Below are 13,343 nucleotides of genomic sequence, written 5' to 3'. Positions count from 1 at the left end.
TTGCCATCCAGCCATTTCGCACCACGGCCGACAACGAAGGAGTCAAGCGGTCCTAAAGCTTATCGTAAGCGCTTTCCATTTCGACAGTCATCGACTGTCTTCGATTACCTTTTATGTCATTTTCTCCATATCGTGCACCCAGTCGTCGGGCATCGCCGTTGACCGCCACGGCGGGCGGCACGTCGAAGCCCTGAGCGATGCGGGCGACCTCGTGGTTCACCGGCATCAATCCAGAGCTTCGCCACACGGGAGGCCACTCGTCGGAGCATCGTCAGACTGTCGTGGCCATCACGGATCGCCGACCGGCAGGACTTCGGAACCGTCGCGAGGGGTGAACGACGCGGAACCTTCACCTTTGCGACTACGGAGATTTCCGGTGTCGGCGGATTCGGAGGCCCACGGCTACGCCTGTGGGACTCATGGAAAACGCACGGGTACTGGCTTTCCGGCAATCGCGCCCCCGACTCACCACAATCCGCAACACATCTCGCAGCGCCTCAGCCAGCCGTGCCCCGGCGAACCTCAACTCCCGCTCCCCCACAGCCCGGTCGCCAAGCAGCGTCCTCGCCCGGCCGAGGACGAACTCCCCCGAGTCGAGCAGTTCCGTCTCCAACTCGTCCGCCAGGCAAGACAGTCGGATGTTCGGGTCGGACGTGCTGAGGCAGCAGGGGTCGCCCTCCGGTGTGGCCTCCCTCCGGTCTGGTCCCTCTGGCGGCCACAAGCACCGATGATTACCTTTCGTGTCTCCATGGTCACCGTGTGACATGCGTCCCAACAGAGGGTCCGTGTCCCAGCGTTGAGATCCGGATGCCGGCGGGGGCAATTGCGTCGAGATCACCGAGGACCTCCCCGGCGTCGTCCCAGCCGCGATCTGGGACACGTTCGTCAACTCCCCGAAGACATAAGACAGAACGAAAGGGCGGCCGGGTCACGTACGCGACCCGGCCGCCCTTCTCAATCTGTCAGCCGGTCACACCCCGGCCGGCTCCAACACCTCCGCCTTCGGCTCCCTCTTCGCCGCCTTCTTCTTCGCCCGGCGTTCCTTCCGTAGTTCCACCACCGCGTACAGGGTCGGAACGAGCAGCAGTGTCAGGGCAGTTGACGTGATCAGGCCGCCGATGACGACCACCGCCAGGGGCTGGGCGATGAAGCCGCCCTCGCCCGTCACGCCCAGTGCCATCGGGAGGAGGGCGAAGATGGTCGCCAGGGCTGTCATCAGGATCGGGCGGAGGCGGTGCCGGCCGCCTTCGACCACAGCCTCGACCACTCCGTAGCCCTGGCCGCGGTACTGGTTGATCAGGTCGATCAGGACGATCGCGTTCGTCACCACGATGCCGATCAGCATCAGCATGCCGATCATCGCCGGGACGCCCATCGGGGTGCCCGTGGCGATCAGCAGGCCGATCGCGCCCGTTGCCGCGAACGGAATCGACACCAGGAGGATCAGTGGCTGGACCAGGGAACGGAACGTCGCGACCAGCAGCATGAAGACGATCGCGATCGCCGCCAGCATCGCCAGCGCCAGGTTCTTGAACGCGTCGTCCTGGTCCGACGACACCCCGCCGATCTCCGCCGTCGCGCCCGCGGGGAGCTTGAGGGCGTCCAGCCTCGAGGTGAGGTCCGCGCTGACCGCGCCCGTGTTGTCGCCGGTCGGGCGAGCGGTGATCGTCGCGGCCCGCTGGCCGTCGATCCGGGTCATCGACACCGGGCCGTCCACCAGTTGTACGTCCGCGATGTCGCCCAGTTTCGCCGCGCCCAGCCGCAGAGCCTTCAGCTCGGCCAGGGTGCCTGCCGGCTTCGCCGGACTGATGACGACGTCGCGCTCGGTGTCGTCCAGGGTCGCCTTGGCGGCCGTCGTGCCCTTGACCGCCTCGGCCACCGCCAGGCCCAGCGTCTGCTGGTTGTAACCGGCCGCCGCCGCCTTGGAGTTGGCCCGCACCGAGATGCGCGGCACGCTCTGCGCCAGGTTGCTGGTGACGTCGGTGACGTCGTCCAGGCCCGCCACCGTGTCGCGGACCTCGTCCGCCGCCTTGCGCAGGACGTCCGCGTCGGCCGCCTTCACGACCACGCTCAGATCCTGGCTGCCGAAGCCGTCACCGGCCGCGATCGTGGTCGTACCGATGCCGGAGAGCTTCGCCAGGCCCTCTTCGATCCTGTCCTGGACGTCGTCCGCCGACGCCGAGTCCGCCAGCATGACCTGGTAGGAGGCCTGGTTGGTGTCCGTGCCGCCGCCGAAGGCCGCCAGGAAGCCGGACGAGCCGATCGTCACCTGGTAGTCCTTGACGCCCTTGACGTCCGCGAGCAGTTGCTCGACCTTCCTCGCCTGGACGTCCGTGGCCGCCAGGCTCGTCCCCGGCTTCAGCTGCTGCTTGACCGTGAGGACTTCCTGCTCGCCCTGGTCGAAGAAGTTCGTCTTCAGGAGCGGTGCCATGCCGAAGGTGCCGATCAGGACCACCGCCGCGATGGCCACACTCGTCAGACGGCGCCGGGTCGCGAAGCGCAGGACAGGGACGTACACGCGCTGGAGCCTGCTCTTCGCCTCCTTCTCCTCCGCCAGCCTGCGGGCCTCGTCCGCGTCGTCCGGGGTGTCCCTCGGGGCGCGGAGGAACCAGTAGGAGAGGACCGGTACGACCGTCAGGGAGACCAGGAGCGATGCCAGCAGGGCCGCCGTCACCGTCAGGCTGAACGAGCCGAACAGCTGGCCGACCATGCCGCCGACCAGGCCGATCGGCAGGAACACCGCGACCGTCGTGAGCGTCGAGGAGGTGACCGCGCCGGCCACCTCACGGACCGCCTTGAGGATCGCCTCCTGGCGCTCCTCGCCGTAGCCGAGATGGCGCTTGATGTTCTCCAGGACCACGATCGAGTCGTCGACGACCCGGCCGATCGCGATCGTCAGCGCGCCCAGCGTCAGCATGTTCAGGGACAGGTCCCTGGTCCACAGGACGATCAGGGCCAGGACCACCGACAGCGGGATCGAGACCGCCGTGACGAGGGTGGAGCGGATCGACGCCAGGAAGACCAGGATGACGATCACCGCGAAGAGCAGGCCGAGGCCGCCCTCCGTCGTCAGGCCCTTGATGGACTTCGCCACCGCCGGGCCCTGGTCGCTGACCACCGTGATCGTGGACCCCGTGCCCAGATCCTTGCGCATGTCGGCGAGTTTGTCCTCGACCGCGTTCGAGATCGACACCGCGCTGCCGTCGTTGTCCATCGTGACGGTGACCGCGAGGCTCGGCTTGCCGTCCGTACGCGTGATCGAGTCGGCCTTCGCGGACTCCTGCCTGACGGCCGCGACGTCGGCGAGGCGCACCGGCTTGGCTTGAGAACCGGGCGCGCCCGTGACCATCAGGTCCGCGATCTGCTCCACCGAGGTGAAGCCGCCGCCGACCTGGACCGTGCGGTTGCTGCCGGCCTCGTCGAAGGAGCCCGCCGGGACGGTCGCGCCGCCCGCCTGCAGTGCCTGGGCGAGGGCGGCGGAGGTGAGACCGGCCGCCGTCAGCTTCCTGTCGTCCGGGGTGACGGTGACCTGGACGTCGCGTACCCCGTCGACCGTGACCTGGCCGACGCCGTCGATGGCCCGCAGGTCGGGGACCACCGTGCGGTCGAGCCGGTCGGCGAGGGCCTGCTGGTCCTGGTCGGAGGTGACGGCGAGGACGACCGTCGGGATGTCGTCCGTCGAACCGGCGACGACCTGCGGGTCCACGTCGTCCGGGAGCAGTACACGGGCCCGGTTGACGGCCTGCTGGACGTCGGCGACCAGCTGCTTGGTGTCGTTGCCGTAGTCGAAGGACGCCGTGATCAGGGCGTTGCCCTCGCTGGCCGTGGAGGTGACGCCGGTGATGCCGTCGACGCCTTCGAGGTTGTCCTCGATGGGCTCGACGACCTGCTTCTCGACCACATCGGGGGACGCACCCTGGTACGGCGCGAGGACGGACACCACCGGGAGCTCGATGGTGGGCAGCAGCTGTTGCTTGAGCTGCGGTATCGCTATCGCCCCGAAGACGATCGCGACGATCGACATCAGCCCTATCAGGGCCCGTTGCGCGAGGCTGAACCTGGACAGCCAGGACATGGGTGAGCGTCTCTCTTCTGTGGCCTGAGCGGAGGAAGGGCGCATGAGTGACACACCTGTGCAGCGCCTGCCTCTACACCCTGAGCCATGGGCGACCCCTGTTTCGTAGCCCCCAGGTCCCGTTTCCTTACCTGGCCCCTACTCCGGCCGCAGTACGCCCCGCGAAGCTCACTCCACCCTTGGACGTACCAGTCCCGACTCGTAGGCGATGACGACGAGTTGGGCCCGGTCCCGGGCGCCCAGCTTGGCCATGGCCCGGTTGACGTGCGTCTTCACCGTCAGCGGGCTGACCTCCAGCCGCTCCGCGATCTCGTCGTTCGAGTGCCCGCCGGCGACCTGCACCAACACCTCGCGCTCCCGCCCGGTCAGCGCGTCCAGCCGCTCGGCACGGGCCGGGTCGCGGCCGTCGTCCAGCACGTCGCCCTGCGCGAGGAACTGGGCGATCAGCCCCTTGGTGGCGGCCGGCGACAGCAGTGCCTCGCCCCCGGCCGCGACCCGGATGGCGTTCAGCAGTTCGTCGGGCTCGGCCCCCTTGCCGAGGAACCCGGACGCACCCGCGCGCAGCGACTGCACCACGTACTCGTCGACCTCGAACGTCGTCAGCATCACGACCCGTACATGTGCGAGCGCCGGATCCGCGCTGATCAGCCGGGTCGCGGCCAGTCCGTCGGTGCCCGGCATCCGGATGTCCATCAGCACGACGTCGGCATGCTGCTCCCGCGCCAGCCGCACCGCCTCCGCCCCGTCGGACGCCTCCCCGACCACCTCCATGTCGGCCTCCGAGTCCACGAGCACGCGGAAGGCGCTGCGCAGCAGGGCCTGGTCGTCGGCGAGCAGGACACGGATCGTCATGGGCGGTCCTCGTTGAAATCGGTGAATCGGCGAACGGTGAATCGGCGTGCGGCTGTCTCTGCGTGTGTACGGCGGCCGTCTACGCGGTTCTCTGTACGGGGGTGCCCGCGCCGTCCGCGGGACGCGGTCTGCTCTTCACCGGCAGGATCGCATGCACCCGGAAGCCGCCTCCGTACCGGGGACCGGCGGTGCAGCCGCCGCCGACCGCGGTGACGCGCTCCCGCATCCCGAGCAGCCCGTGCCCGCCGCCCTCCTCCGGGCCGTCCTGGCCTTCTCCCCTGCCCGGCCCGTTGTCCAGCACGGTGATCTCGATGTTCGACCCCACCCGTACGACGCTGACCTCGGCCTTCGCCTCCGCTCCCGCGTGCTTCTGTACGTTCGTCAGGGCCTCCTGGATCACCCGGTAGGCGGCCAGATCGATGGCCGCGGGGAGGGTGGTGTCCTGGTCGGCGCGGGCTACCTCGACCTGGAGTCCGGCGCTGTGGAAGGTGCCGACCAGCTCGTCGAGCCGGTGCAGACCGGGCGCGGGCTCGGTGGGTGCCGCCGGGTCCCCGGACTGGCGCAGCAGCCCGACGGTCGCGCGCAGCTCGTTCAGCGCCGAGCGGCTGGCCTCCCGTACGTGGGCGAGGGCCTCCTTGGCCTGGTCGGGGCGCTTGTCCATGACGTGTGCGGCGACCCCGGCCTGGACGTTGACCAGGGCGATGTGGTGGGCGACCACGTCGTGCAGGTCACGGGCGATGCGCAGCCGCTCCTCGGCCACGCGTCGGCGGGCCTCCTCCTCGCGGGTGCGTTCCGCCCGCTCGGCGCGCTCTCTCATGGCGTCGATGAAGCCACGGCGGCTGCGTACGGCGTCCCCGGCGGTCGCGGCCATGCCGGTCCAGGCGAAGATGCCGAGGTTTTCCTGCGCGTACCAGGGCAGCGGGCCGGCCAGCATCGCGGAACCGGTGAGGACGGTCATCGTGAGGAGGCCGACACGCCAGGTGGTGGGGCGGTCGGTGGTCGACGCGACGGTGTACAGGGCGATCACCGCGGACATCGCGACGGGAGCACGTGGGTCGGCGGTGACCGACTCGACGAGGGAGGCGGCGCCGGTGAACGCGAGCACCTTCATGGGGTCGCGTCGGCGCAGGATGAGCGCCGCGGCGCCGAGCACCATGAGGACCAGGCTGAGGACGTCCGGGGTGCGGGCGGTCCAGGCGCCGCCGTCCTGCCCGTGCGGGTCGACGAACGAGGTGCCCAGCATGCAGACGAGGACGGCTGCGGCGAGGGCCACGTCCAGCGCGAGGGGGTGCGCTTTTAGATGGCATCGGGCTCGCTGGAGGGCGGTCACATTCGTCAAGGTAGTCACCTGGGCGTTGCTGGGGGTTGCACCCCCAGACCCCTGCTACGGCCCTGAACGGGCCTTGTCCTCAATCGCCGGACGGGCTGAAGTTGATCAGGCCGCCGTCGCTCAGCAGCTCCCGGACCTGCTCCAGTGTCGCGTCCGGCGACGGAAGGATCAGTTCCGAGGGTTCCAGGGAGTCGTCCGGCAAGGGGTCGCCGAGTTCGCGGACCTTGTCCAGGAGGGACTGAAGGGTGCGGCGGAAGCCCGGGCCGTCGCCGAGCTCCATTTCCGCCAGGAGCACGTCGTCCAGCTTGTCCAGCTCGGTGAGGTGGCTGTCGGCCAGCCTCACCTGGCCCTCCCCCATGATCCGTACGATCATGTCGCCCTCCTCAGGCGTGGCCTACTGCTGTTGGCTACTGCGGTGGCTTACTGCTTGTCGAAGCGCGGAGCGTCCTTCGGCTGCTGCTGGGACTGCTGCTGGCCGCTGCCGCCCTCGATGGCCTGCTGCCCCGACGACGAACCGCCGGCCAGCTCCGCCTTCATGCGCTGCAGCTCCAGCTCCACATCCGTACCACCGGAGAGCCGGTCCAGCTCGGCCTGGAGGTCGTCCTTGGCCATGCCCGTGGGGTCGTTCAGGGCGCCGGAGGCGAGCAGCTCGTCGATCGCACCCGCCCGCGCCTGGAGCTGTGCCGTCTTGTCCTCGGCCCGCTGGATCGCCAGGCCCACGTCGCCCATCTCCTCGGAGATACCGGTGAACGCCTCACCGATCCGGGTCTGGGCCTGGGCCGCGGTGTACGTCGCCTTGATCGTCTCCTTCTTGGTGCGGAAGGCGTCGACCTTGGCCTGGAGGCGCTGCGCCCCGAGGGTGAGCTTCTCCTCCTCGCCCTGGAGGGTCTGGTGCTGCGTCTCCAGGTCCGTCACCTGCTGCTGGAGGGCGGCGCGGCGCGAGAGAGCCTCGCGGGCCAGGTCCTCACGGCCCAGCGCGAGCGCCTTGCGGCCCTGGTCCTCCAGCGTGGAGGACTGCTTGTTCAGCTGGGCGAGCTGCAGTTCCAGTCGCTTGCGGCTGGTCGCCACGTCGGCGACACCGCGGCGCACCTTCTGGAGCAGCTCCAGCTGTTTCTGGTACGAGTAGTCGAGGGTTTCGCGCGGGTCCTCGGCCCGGTCAAGGGCCTTGTTCGCCTTCGCGCGGAAGATCATCCCCATACGCTTCATGACACCGCTCATGGGCTTCGCGCGCCCCCTTCTGACGGACTCCAGCTCCAGCACCTGCAACAGGACCAACAGTACGGGCCCTGCCTCCATTACCGCACTGTTCCGGGCCCGATGCGCTCATCCCCAAGGACGACTGCGATCTGTCCCACTCCGGCGTAGGGAGTAGGTGACCCCCTACTGTCTGTCTCGTAAAGACGACCGGTGTTGCCGGATCGTTCCCCACTCGGCTGGGGTCCATGCCCCGATACCCATTACCCTTGGGTTTTGTGTTCCGTAGCCGCGCCAAGGAAGAGAAGGCCCCCGCCGACAAGGCGCTGGTGACCGACTCCAAGCAGACCCGTGACCCGCAGGCCCCGAAGGGCAGGCCCACTCCCAAGCGGAGTGCGGCCCAGTCCCAGCGCCGCAGCGTCGCCAGTACCCCCACGACGCGCAAGGAGGGGGCCAAACGACAGCGTGACGAGCGCCGAGCCGCGATGGAACGCCAGCGCCAGGCACTCGCCAGCGGGGACGAGCGTTATCTCCCCGCCCGCGACAAGGGCCCGGTGCGCCGTTTCGCGCGCGATTTCGTGGACTCGCGCCTCTGTGTCGCCGAGTTCTTCCTGCCGATGGCCGTGATCATCCTCGTCCTGAGCATGGTCCGGGTCGGCGCGCTGCAGAGCATCGCGCTGCTGCTGTGGCTCTTCGTGATCGTGCTGATCATCGTCGACTCGGTCTTCATCGCGCTCCGGCTGAAGAAGCAGCTGGCCGCGCGCCACCCGAACGAGCGGACGAAGGGCGCGGTCGCCTACGCGCTGATGCGTTCCCTCCAGATGCGTCGCCTCCGGCTGCCCAAGCCCCAGGTCAAGCGCGGAGAGCGGCCCTGAGCACGACGTCGTTCTCCGGGGGCGCGGCGGATGCCTGGCTGGACAGGCTGGGCGGGCTGCGGAATGTCGTACGGCAGGAGCTGGTGGCCCGGCAGCTCGACGAGCAGATAGCCGGGCGGTTCCCGGTCGGGCAGCGGCTGCGGGTGCTCGACGTCGGTATGGGCCAGGGCACGCAGGCGCTGCGGCTGGCCCGGGCCGGCCATCAGGTCACCGGTGTCGAGAAGGACCCGAGGATGCTCGGCGCTGCCCGTGAGGCGCTGGCCGCCGAGCCGGAGGGCATCCGTGATCGCGTCCGGCTCCTGGAGAGCGACGGCCGCGACACCGGGGTGCACTTTCTGCCGGGCAGCTTCGATGTCGTGCTCTGCCATGGCGTACTGATGTACGTCGAACTGCCGGACGCCCTGCTGGCGGGGCTGGCGCGGATGCTGGCGCCGGGCGGGCTGCTGTCCCTGCTGGTGCGCAACGGCGACGCGCTGGCCATGCGGCCGGGGCTCGCCGGGGACTGGGCGGGAGCGCTGGGCGCCTTCGACGCCGACTCGTACGTCAACCGGCTCGGCCTTGAGGTGCGCGCCGACCGGTTGTCCGTCCTCACCGGCACGCTCGCCGGTATCGGGGCGCCGCTGCACGCGTGGTACGGGGTGCGGGTGTTCACCGACACGGCGGACGACGACGCGGAGATTCCTTCCGCCTCCGACGTCGACGCGCTGCTGGCCGTGGAGGAGCGGGCGGGGCGGACGGATCCCTATCGGCAGGTGGCTGCTTTGTTGCACCTGTGCGGGGTCCGGGGCTGAGAGACGTCGTCGGCCGCGGGCCGGTCGAGGCTTGTCGCGCCCCGCGGCGGAGCCGCACATCAGATACAGCCCCGCGCCCCTGAAGGCTCGCCCCTGGCGGGGCGCCTTCGTGGCGCCCCGCCAGGTACCGCTACGCCTCCTGGGCGTCCTTCAGGCTCATCGGGCCGTAGATCTCTGTGGTGTCCTCGAACAGCCGTACCTGGTCCGCGCCGCCTGCGAGAAGTTCTTTCCAGTACTCACCGATCCAGGACTCGGCGTCCCCCTGCGTCGTGAACTCCTCGGGCTCCAGCGCGGGCTGGACCTCCGCCCCGTCGGTCTTCTCGAACCGCCACGTCCATGCCGCCATGTACGCCTCCAAGATATGAACCGCTGCAGACCAGGAGCCGGATCTTGATCCCGCTCCTGGTCCGAGAGCCTAGGGCCTGTCCGGCGGATCATGTCGGAGACGCAGGCCCCGGCACGCCCGTCTGCGGCGTTGTGTTCCCTCGCCGACGCTCCGCGTCGACTCCCTCCTCCGCCTTGCGGCCAGACGCACCAAGCCCCGCTCACCTGCGCTGATGAGGCGCCGCAGCTGTTCTCCGACCTGATCCGCCGGACAGGCCCAGGCCGGACGCGCAGGACCTGCGGGGACACGCGAAAATCAGGTTCGTGGAACTCACTCTGCTCGGTACCGGTGCCCCCGCGGGTCTGCCCCGCCCCGACTGTGCGTGCGCGGCCTGCACCGGCGCGCTCGGTGTGCACGCGCGCGCGGCCACCGCGCTGCTCGTGGACGGCACGCTGCTGCTCGACCTCACCCCCGGCGCCGTACTCGCGGCGGCGCGTGCCGGGCACTCGCTGGGCGGCGTACGGCAGGTGCTGCTGTCGCATCCGCACGACGGGCCCGCCGTCGAGGTGCCGGTGGGGCTCCCGCAGCCCGGACGGGTGCCGGACGGGCGGGAGTTGGCGCTGCTGACCGGCCACCGGGTGTGGGCGGTCCCGATGGACGCGCCGGGTACGGGGTACGCGGTGACCGGTCCCGACGGGCAGCGCCTGCTGTATCTGCCGCCGGGCGCGGCGCCGGCCGGGCTCGACGGGAACGGTCCCCCGTACGACATGGTCCTCGCGGACGTCGTCGGGCGGCCGGACGCCCTGGCCCGGCTGCGGGCGGTGGGTGCGCTCGGGCCGGCCACGGATGTCGTCGCCGTTCATCTGGACCATGACGTGCCGCCGGGTGCCGAGCTGCGACGCCGGCTCGCGGCGGCCGGCGCGCGGGCGGTGGCGGACGGTACGACGTTGACGGTCGGGGTCTACGAGGACGTACCGGACGTGCCCCGGCGGACGCTGGTGCTGGGCGGGGCGCGGTCCGGGAAGTCGGTGGAGGCGGAGCGGCGGCTGGAGGCGTTCCCGGACGTGCTGTACGTGGCCACGGGCGGGACGCGGAACGGGGACGGGGAGTGGGCGGCGCGGGTGCACGCGCACCGGGAGCGGCGGCCGGGGTCGTGGCGTACCGCCGAGACCTGTGACCTCGTACCGCTGCTGCGGGACGAGGGGGCGCCGCTGCTCATCGACTGTCTGTCGCTGTGGCTGACGGACGCGATGGACCAGGTCGGGGCATGGGACGACGCGGAGTGGGCGGGGGGCGGGGAGCGCGAGTTGCGGCGGCGGGTACGGGAGTTGACGGCGGCGGTCCGGTCCACGCGGCGGACCGTCGTCGCCGTGTCGAACGAGGTGGGGTCCGGGATCGTGCCCTCCACGGCGTCCGGGCGTCGGTACCGGGACGAGCTGGGGCGGCTGAACTCGGTGTTCGGGGCGGAGTGCGAGCACCTGCTGCTGGTGGTGGCCGGGCAGGCGCTGGTGCTGCGGGGGTGAGCGTTCTCCTCAGCCGGGCTCCTCAGCCGGTGGGATCGCGGCGCGCGATGATCCGGTACGTGTTCGCGAAGCGGGTGCGGCGCAGGAGGGGGGCCAGGGCGTGGTCCAGGGCTGTGGCGGCGGCCAGGAACGGGGTCGTCGCCCGGAGCAGGGCCGTGCGGGTTCTTCGCTGGAGCGGCGTCGGCGGGGTGGAGCGCCAGTGGGCGTCCGGGGCCGGGAGGGCGCGGGTGACGGCCAGGGAGAGGGCACCTGTCAGGTCGTAGGGGATGTGGGGTTCCCGGCGGTCCGTCGCGATGATCGTGCAGTGCTGGGACTCCAGTTCCGCCACCAGGTTGGCCAGCGGCATCAGGTGGAGGTGGCGGGGCTGGGCGTACCAGGGCCACCACTTGCCCAGCAGGGTGCCGAACGCGCAGTTCGGGTCCGGGACCTCGATGAGGAGGTGGCCGCCGGGGCGCAGGGCCCGCAGGGCGGCGCGGAGTTCCTCGCGGGGATCCTCGGTGTGTTCCAGGTGGTGAAACATGCTGACGACGTCGTACCGGGCGTGCAGACGGTTGACGATGTCCAGGTCGGTGAGGCGGCCCCGGTGGGCTTCCTCGATGTGGCCGGAGGCGCGGGCCTTCTGGACGCGGCGGGTGGTGTCCACGCCGTCGAAGGCCGTGTAGGGGAAATAGCGTTTCGCCGCCGCCGGGAAGGCGCCTTCGCCCGTGCCCACGTCGAGCCAGCTCTCCGGTTCCGGGAAGGGGAGCATCGCCCGGGCCGCCGCGCGGTGGCGGCGGGGCGCGACCGGGTGGGGTGCCTCGGGCAGGTCCTGGTGGTGGAGGGCCAGGCCCTCCGCGGTGAGGCGCGGGTTCTGGAAGGCGTGGGCGCAGTCGCGACACTCGTCGACGACGAACGTACCCGGCCCGCGCCGCCGGAGGTCCGACGTGCGCAGACGGGTGCGCAACCGCCTGGAACCGCACCAGGGGCAGTCCTCGCGGCGCGGTTCGTGGAACCCGTCGGCCCCGGTCTCCTGCGGGGCTGTCGCCTTGGGGGCGGGGGACATGGGCGGCTCCTGCTGAAGCGGTGTACCGAAGCGGTGCACTGATGCGGTGCGCTGAGGCGCCGTGCGACATTACGCATCAAAACGTTACGTAGGGGATCGCGATCCCGGGTGCAATGACATGGCTCCAACGTGACGGCGCCCTGTTCGATCGCTGCCGGTACTGTTCGGCGAATGAGCTCGCTTAATCTCGACGACTTCACCGATCTGATCGAGCGCCCCGACGGCGGCGTGCGCCGCGACGCGGAGGCACGGCGGGAGCGCCAGATCGTGCCGCCCGGGTCGCTCGGGCGCCTCGACGACCTGGGTGAGTGGCTCGCGGCGGCGCAGTCCTCCGTGCCGGTACGGGCGGTGGAGCGGCCGCGTGTCGTGCTGTTCGCGGGGGATCACGGGATCGCCGGGCAGGGTGTGTCGGCGCGCCCCGCCGGCAGCGCCGAGCGGTCCGTGCGGGCCGTACTGGACGGCTCCAGCCCCGTCGCCGTGCTCGCGCGGCGGCTCGGCGTGCCCGTGCGTGTGGTCGACATGGCGCTGGACTGCGAGCCGGACGCGCTGCCCGACGAGGTCGCGGGGCACCGGGCGCGGCGCGGCAGCGGGCGGATCGACGTCGAGGACGCGCTGACCCTCGAGGAGGCGGAGGCCGCCTTCCTGGCGGGGGTCGCCGTGGCCGACGAGGAGGCCGACTCCGGTACGGATCTGGTGGTGCTCGGCGATGTGAGCGTCGGCGGCACCACGGCCGCGTCGGTGCTGGTGGCCGCGTTGTGCGGGACGGACGCGTCCGTCGTCACCGGGCGGGGCGGGCTGCCGATCGACGACCTGGCGTGGATGCGCAAGTGCGCCGCGATCCGCGACGCGCTGCGGCGTGCCCGGCCGGTGCTCGGGGACCAGTTGCAGCTGCTGGCGACGGTGGGCGGCGCCGACCTCGCCGCGATGACCGGGTTCCTGCTGCAGAGCGCGGTGCGCAAGATGCCGGTGATCCTGGACGGTGTGGTGTCGGCCGCGTGCGCGCTGGTCGGGCAGCGGATCGCCTTCCGGGCGCCGGACTGGTGGCTCGCCGGGCACAACAGCGGGGAGCCGGCCCAGGCGAAGGCGCTCGACCGGATGGCACTGGAGCCGCTGCTCGACCACGGGGTGACCGTGGGCGAGGGAGCCGGGGCGCTGCTGGCCCTCCCGCTGGTCCAGGCCGCGGCGGCACTGGCGGCGGAGCTGCCGGAGGCGCCGGAGGCGTCCAAGACGGAGGACGTCGAGGAGCCGGAGGACGTAAAGGAGCCCGAGGAGCCCGAGGAGCCCGAGGCCCTCTGACCGCCGGGCCGACCACCGAGAGGCATATGGGGCATGTAGC

The 13,343-nt window shown here is 70.9% G+C and carries 12 protein-coding genes; 4 read left to right on the top strand and 8 right to left on the bottom strand.

Annotation, left to right across the window (positions count from 1 at the left end; translation table 11 throughout):
* Positions 1 to 52: 52 nt before the first annotated feature.
* The 6 genes from ACW4TU_RS33680 to ACW4TU_RS33655 form a co-directional block, all read right to left on the bottom strand.
* Positions 53 to 220 carry a hypothetical protein gene (locus ACW4TU_RS33680; protein WP_457419411.1) on the bottom strand — a complete coding sequence of 56 codons (168 nt, stop codon included), beginning with the start codon at positions 218 to 220 and terminating at the stop codon, positions 53 to 55.
* 750 nt (positions 221 to 970) lie between these two features.
* On the bottom strand, positions 971 to 4,075 hold the full coding sequence (locus tag ACW4TU_RS33675; RefSeq protein WP_457419409.1) for an efflux RND transporter permease subunit: 3,105 nt from the start codon (positions 4,073 to 4,075) through the stop codon (positions 971 to 973).
* A gap of 168 nt (positions 4,076 to 4,243) precedes the next feature.
* A complete protein-coding gene (locus ACW4TU_RS33670; protein WP_457419407.1) occupies positions 4,244 to 4,927 on the bottom strand; it encodes a response regulator in 684 nt (227 codons plus the stop codon).
* A 79-nt stretch (positions 4,928 to 5,006) separates the two neighbouring features.
* Positions 5,007 to 6,257, bottom strand: a complete 1,251-nt coding sequence (locus tag ACW4TU_RS33665; RefSeq protein WP_457430457.1) for a sensor histidine kinase — start codon at positions 6,255 to 6,257, stop codon at positions 5,007 to 5,009.
* A gap of 79 nt (positions 6,258 to 6,336) precedes the next feature.
* Positions 6,337 to 6,630 (bottom strand): PspA-associated protein PspAA, encoded by a 294-nt coding sequence (pspAA, locus tag ACW4TU_RS33660; protein WP_457419405.1) that lies wholly within the window; start codon positions 6,628 to 6,630, stop codon positions 6,337 to 6,339.
* A 47-nt stretch (positions 6,631 to 6,677) separates the two neighbouring features.
* Positions 6,678 to 7,475, bottom strand: a complete 798-nt coding sequence (locus tag ACW4TU_RS33655; RefSeq protein ID WP_457430455.1) for a PspA/IM30 family protein — start codon at positions 7,473 to 7,475, stop codon at positions 6,678 to 6,680.
* A gap of 224 nt (positions 7,476 to 7,699) precedes the next feature.
* On the opposite strand from ACW4TU_RS33655, the gene ACW4TU_RS33650 reads away from it, so the two are divergent.
* Together ACW4TU_RS33650 and ACW4TU_RS33645 are read left to right on the top strand one after the other, a co-directional pair.
* Positions 7,700 to 8,326: a DUF3043 domain-containing protein gene (locus tag ACW4TU_RS33650; protein WP_457419404.1), complete on the top strand. Its 627-nt coding sequence runs from the start codon at positions 7,700 to 7,702 to the stop codon at positions 8,324 to 8,326.
* A gap of 83 nt (positions 8,327 to 8,409) precedes the next feature.
* Positions 8,410 to 9,117 (top strand): class I SAM-dependent methyltransferase, encoded by a 708-nt coding sequence (locus tag ACW4TU_RS33645; protein WP_457419402.1) that lies wholly within the window; start codon positions 8,410 to 8,412, stop codon positions 9,115 to 9,117.
* Between the two features lie 130 nt (positions 9,118 to 9,247).
* Here the strand turns inward: ACW4TU_RS33645 and ACW4TU_RS33640 are convergent, their stop codons facing one another.
* Positions 9,248 to 9,463 carry a hypothetical protein gene (locus tag ACW4TU_RS33640; protein WP_457419400.1) on the bottom strand — a complete coding sequence of 72 codons (216 nt, stop codon included), beginning with the start codon at positions 9,461 to 9,463 and terminating at the stop codon, positions 9,248 to 9,250.
* Positions 9,464 to 9,765: 302 nt separating this feature from the next.
* Between ACW4TU_RS33640 and ACW4TU_RS33635 the strand changes: the two genes are divergently transcribed.
* Positions 9,766 to 10,965 (top strand): bifunctional adenosylcobinamide kinase/adenosylcobinamide-phosphate guanylyltransferase, encoded by a 1,200-nt coding sequence (locus ACW4TU_RS33635; protein ID WP_457419398.1) that lies wholly within the window; start codon positions 9,766 to 9,768, stop codon positions 10,963 to 10,965.
* A 22-nt stretch (positions 10,966 to 10,987) separates the two neighbouring features.
* Here ACW4TU_RS33635 and ACW4TU_RS33630 read toward each other — a convergent pair whose 3' ends face one another.
* The gene (locus tag ACW4TU_RS33630) at positions 10,988 to 12,007 is read right to left on the bottom strand and encodes a class I SAM-dependent methyltransferase (RefSeq protein WP_457419396.1); all 1,020 of its coding nucleotides are present in this window, start codon (positions 12,005 to 12,007) and stop codon (positions 10,988 to 10,990) included.
* Positions 12,008 to 12,178: 171 nt separating this feature from the next.
* Between ACW4TU_RS33630 and cobT the strand changes: the two genes are divergently transcribed.
* Positions 12,179 to 13,303: a nicotinate-nucleotide--dimethylbenzimidazole phosphoribosyltransferase gene (cobT, locus tag ACW4TU_RS33625; RefSeq protein WP_457419394.1), complete on the top strand. Its 1,125-nt coding sequence runs from the start codon at positions 12,179 to 12,181 to the stop codon at positions 13,301 to 13,303.
* Positions 13,304 to 13,343 lie beyond the last annotated feature (40 nt).

Source organism: Streptomyces kryoterrae, assembly GCF_054072135.1.
The sequence above is the reverse complement of the archived record's forward strand: the minus strand, read 5'-3'. Positions and strand labels throughout refer to the sequence as shown.

Bases quoted from the DNA above. Each gene is read 5' to 3' on its own strand.
- ACW4TU_RS33675 (WP_457419409.1), bottom strand. From the start codon at position 4,075: ATGTCCTGGCTGTCCAGGTTCAGCCTCGCGCAACGGGCCCTGATAGGG.
- ACW4TU_RS33670 (WP_457419407.1), bottom strand. From the start codon at position 4,927: ATGACGATCCGTGTCCTGCTCGCCGACGACCAGGCCCTGCTGCGCAGC.
- pspAA (WP_457419405.1), bottom strand. From the start codon at position 6,630: ATGATCGTACGGATCATGGGGGAGGGCCAGGTGAGGCTGGCCGACAGC.
- ACW4TU_RS33655 (WP_457430455.1), bottom strand. From the start codon at position 7,475: ATGAGCGGTGTCATGAAGCGTATGGGGATGATCTTCCGCGCGAAGGCG.
- ACW4TU_RS33650 (WP_457419404.1), top strand. From the start codon at position 7,700: ATGCCCCGATACCCATTACCCTTGGGTTTTGTGTTCCGTAGCCGCGCC.
- ACW4TU_RS33640 (WP_457419400.1), bottom strand. From the start codon at position 9,463: ATGGCGGCATGGACGTGGCGGTTCGAGAAGACCGACGGGGCGGAGGTC.
- ACW4TU_RS33630 (WP_457419396.1), bottom strand. From the start codon at position 12,007: ATGTCCCCCGCCCCCAAGGCGACAGCCCCGCAGGAGACCGGGGCCGAC.
- cobT (WP_457419394.1), top strand. From the start codon at position 12,179: ATGAGCTCGCTTAATCTCGACGACTTCACCGATCTGATCGAGCGCCCC.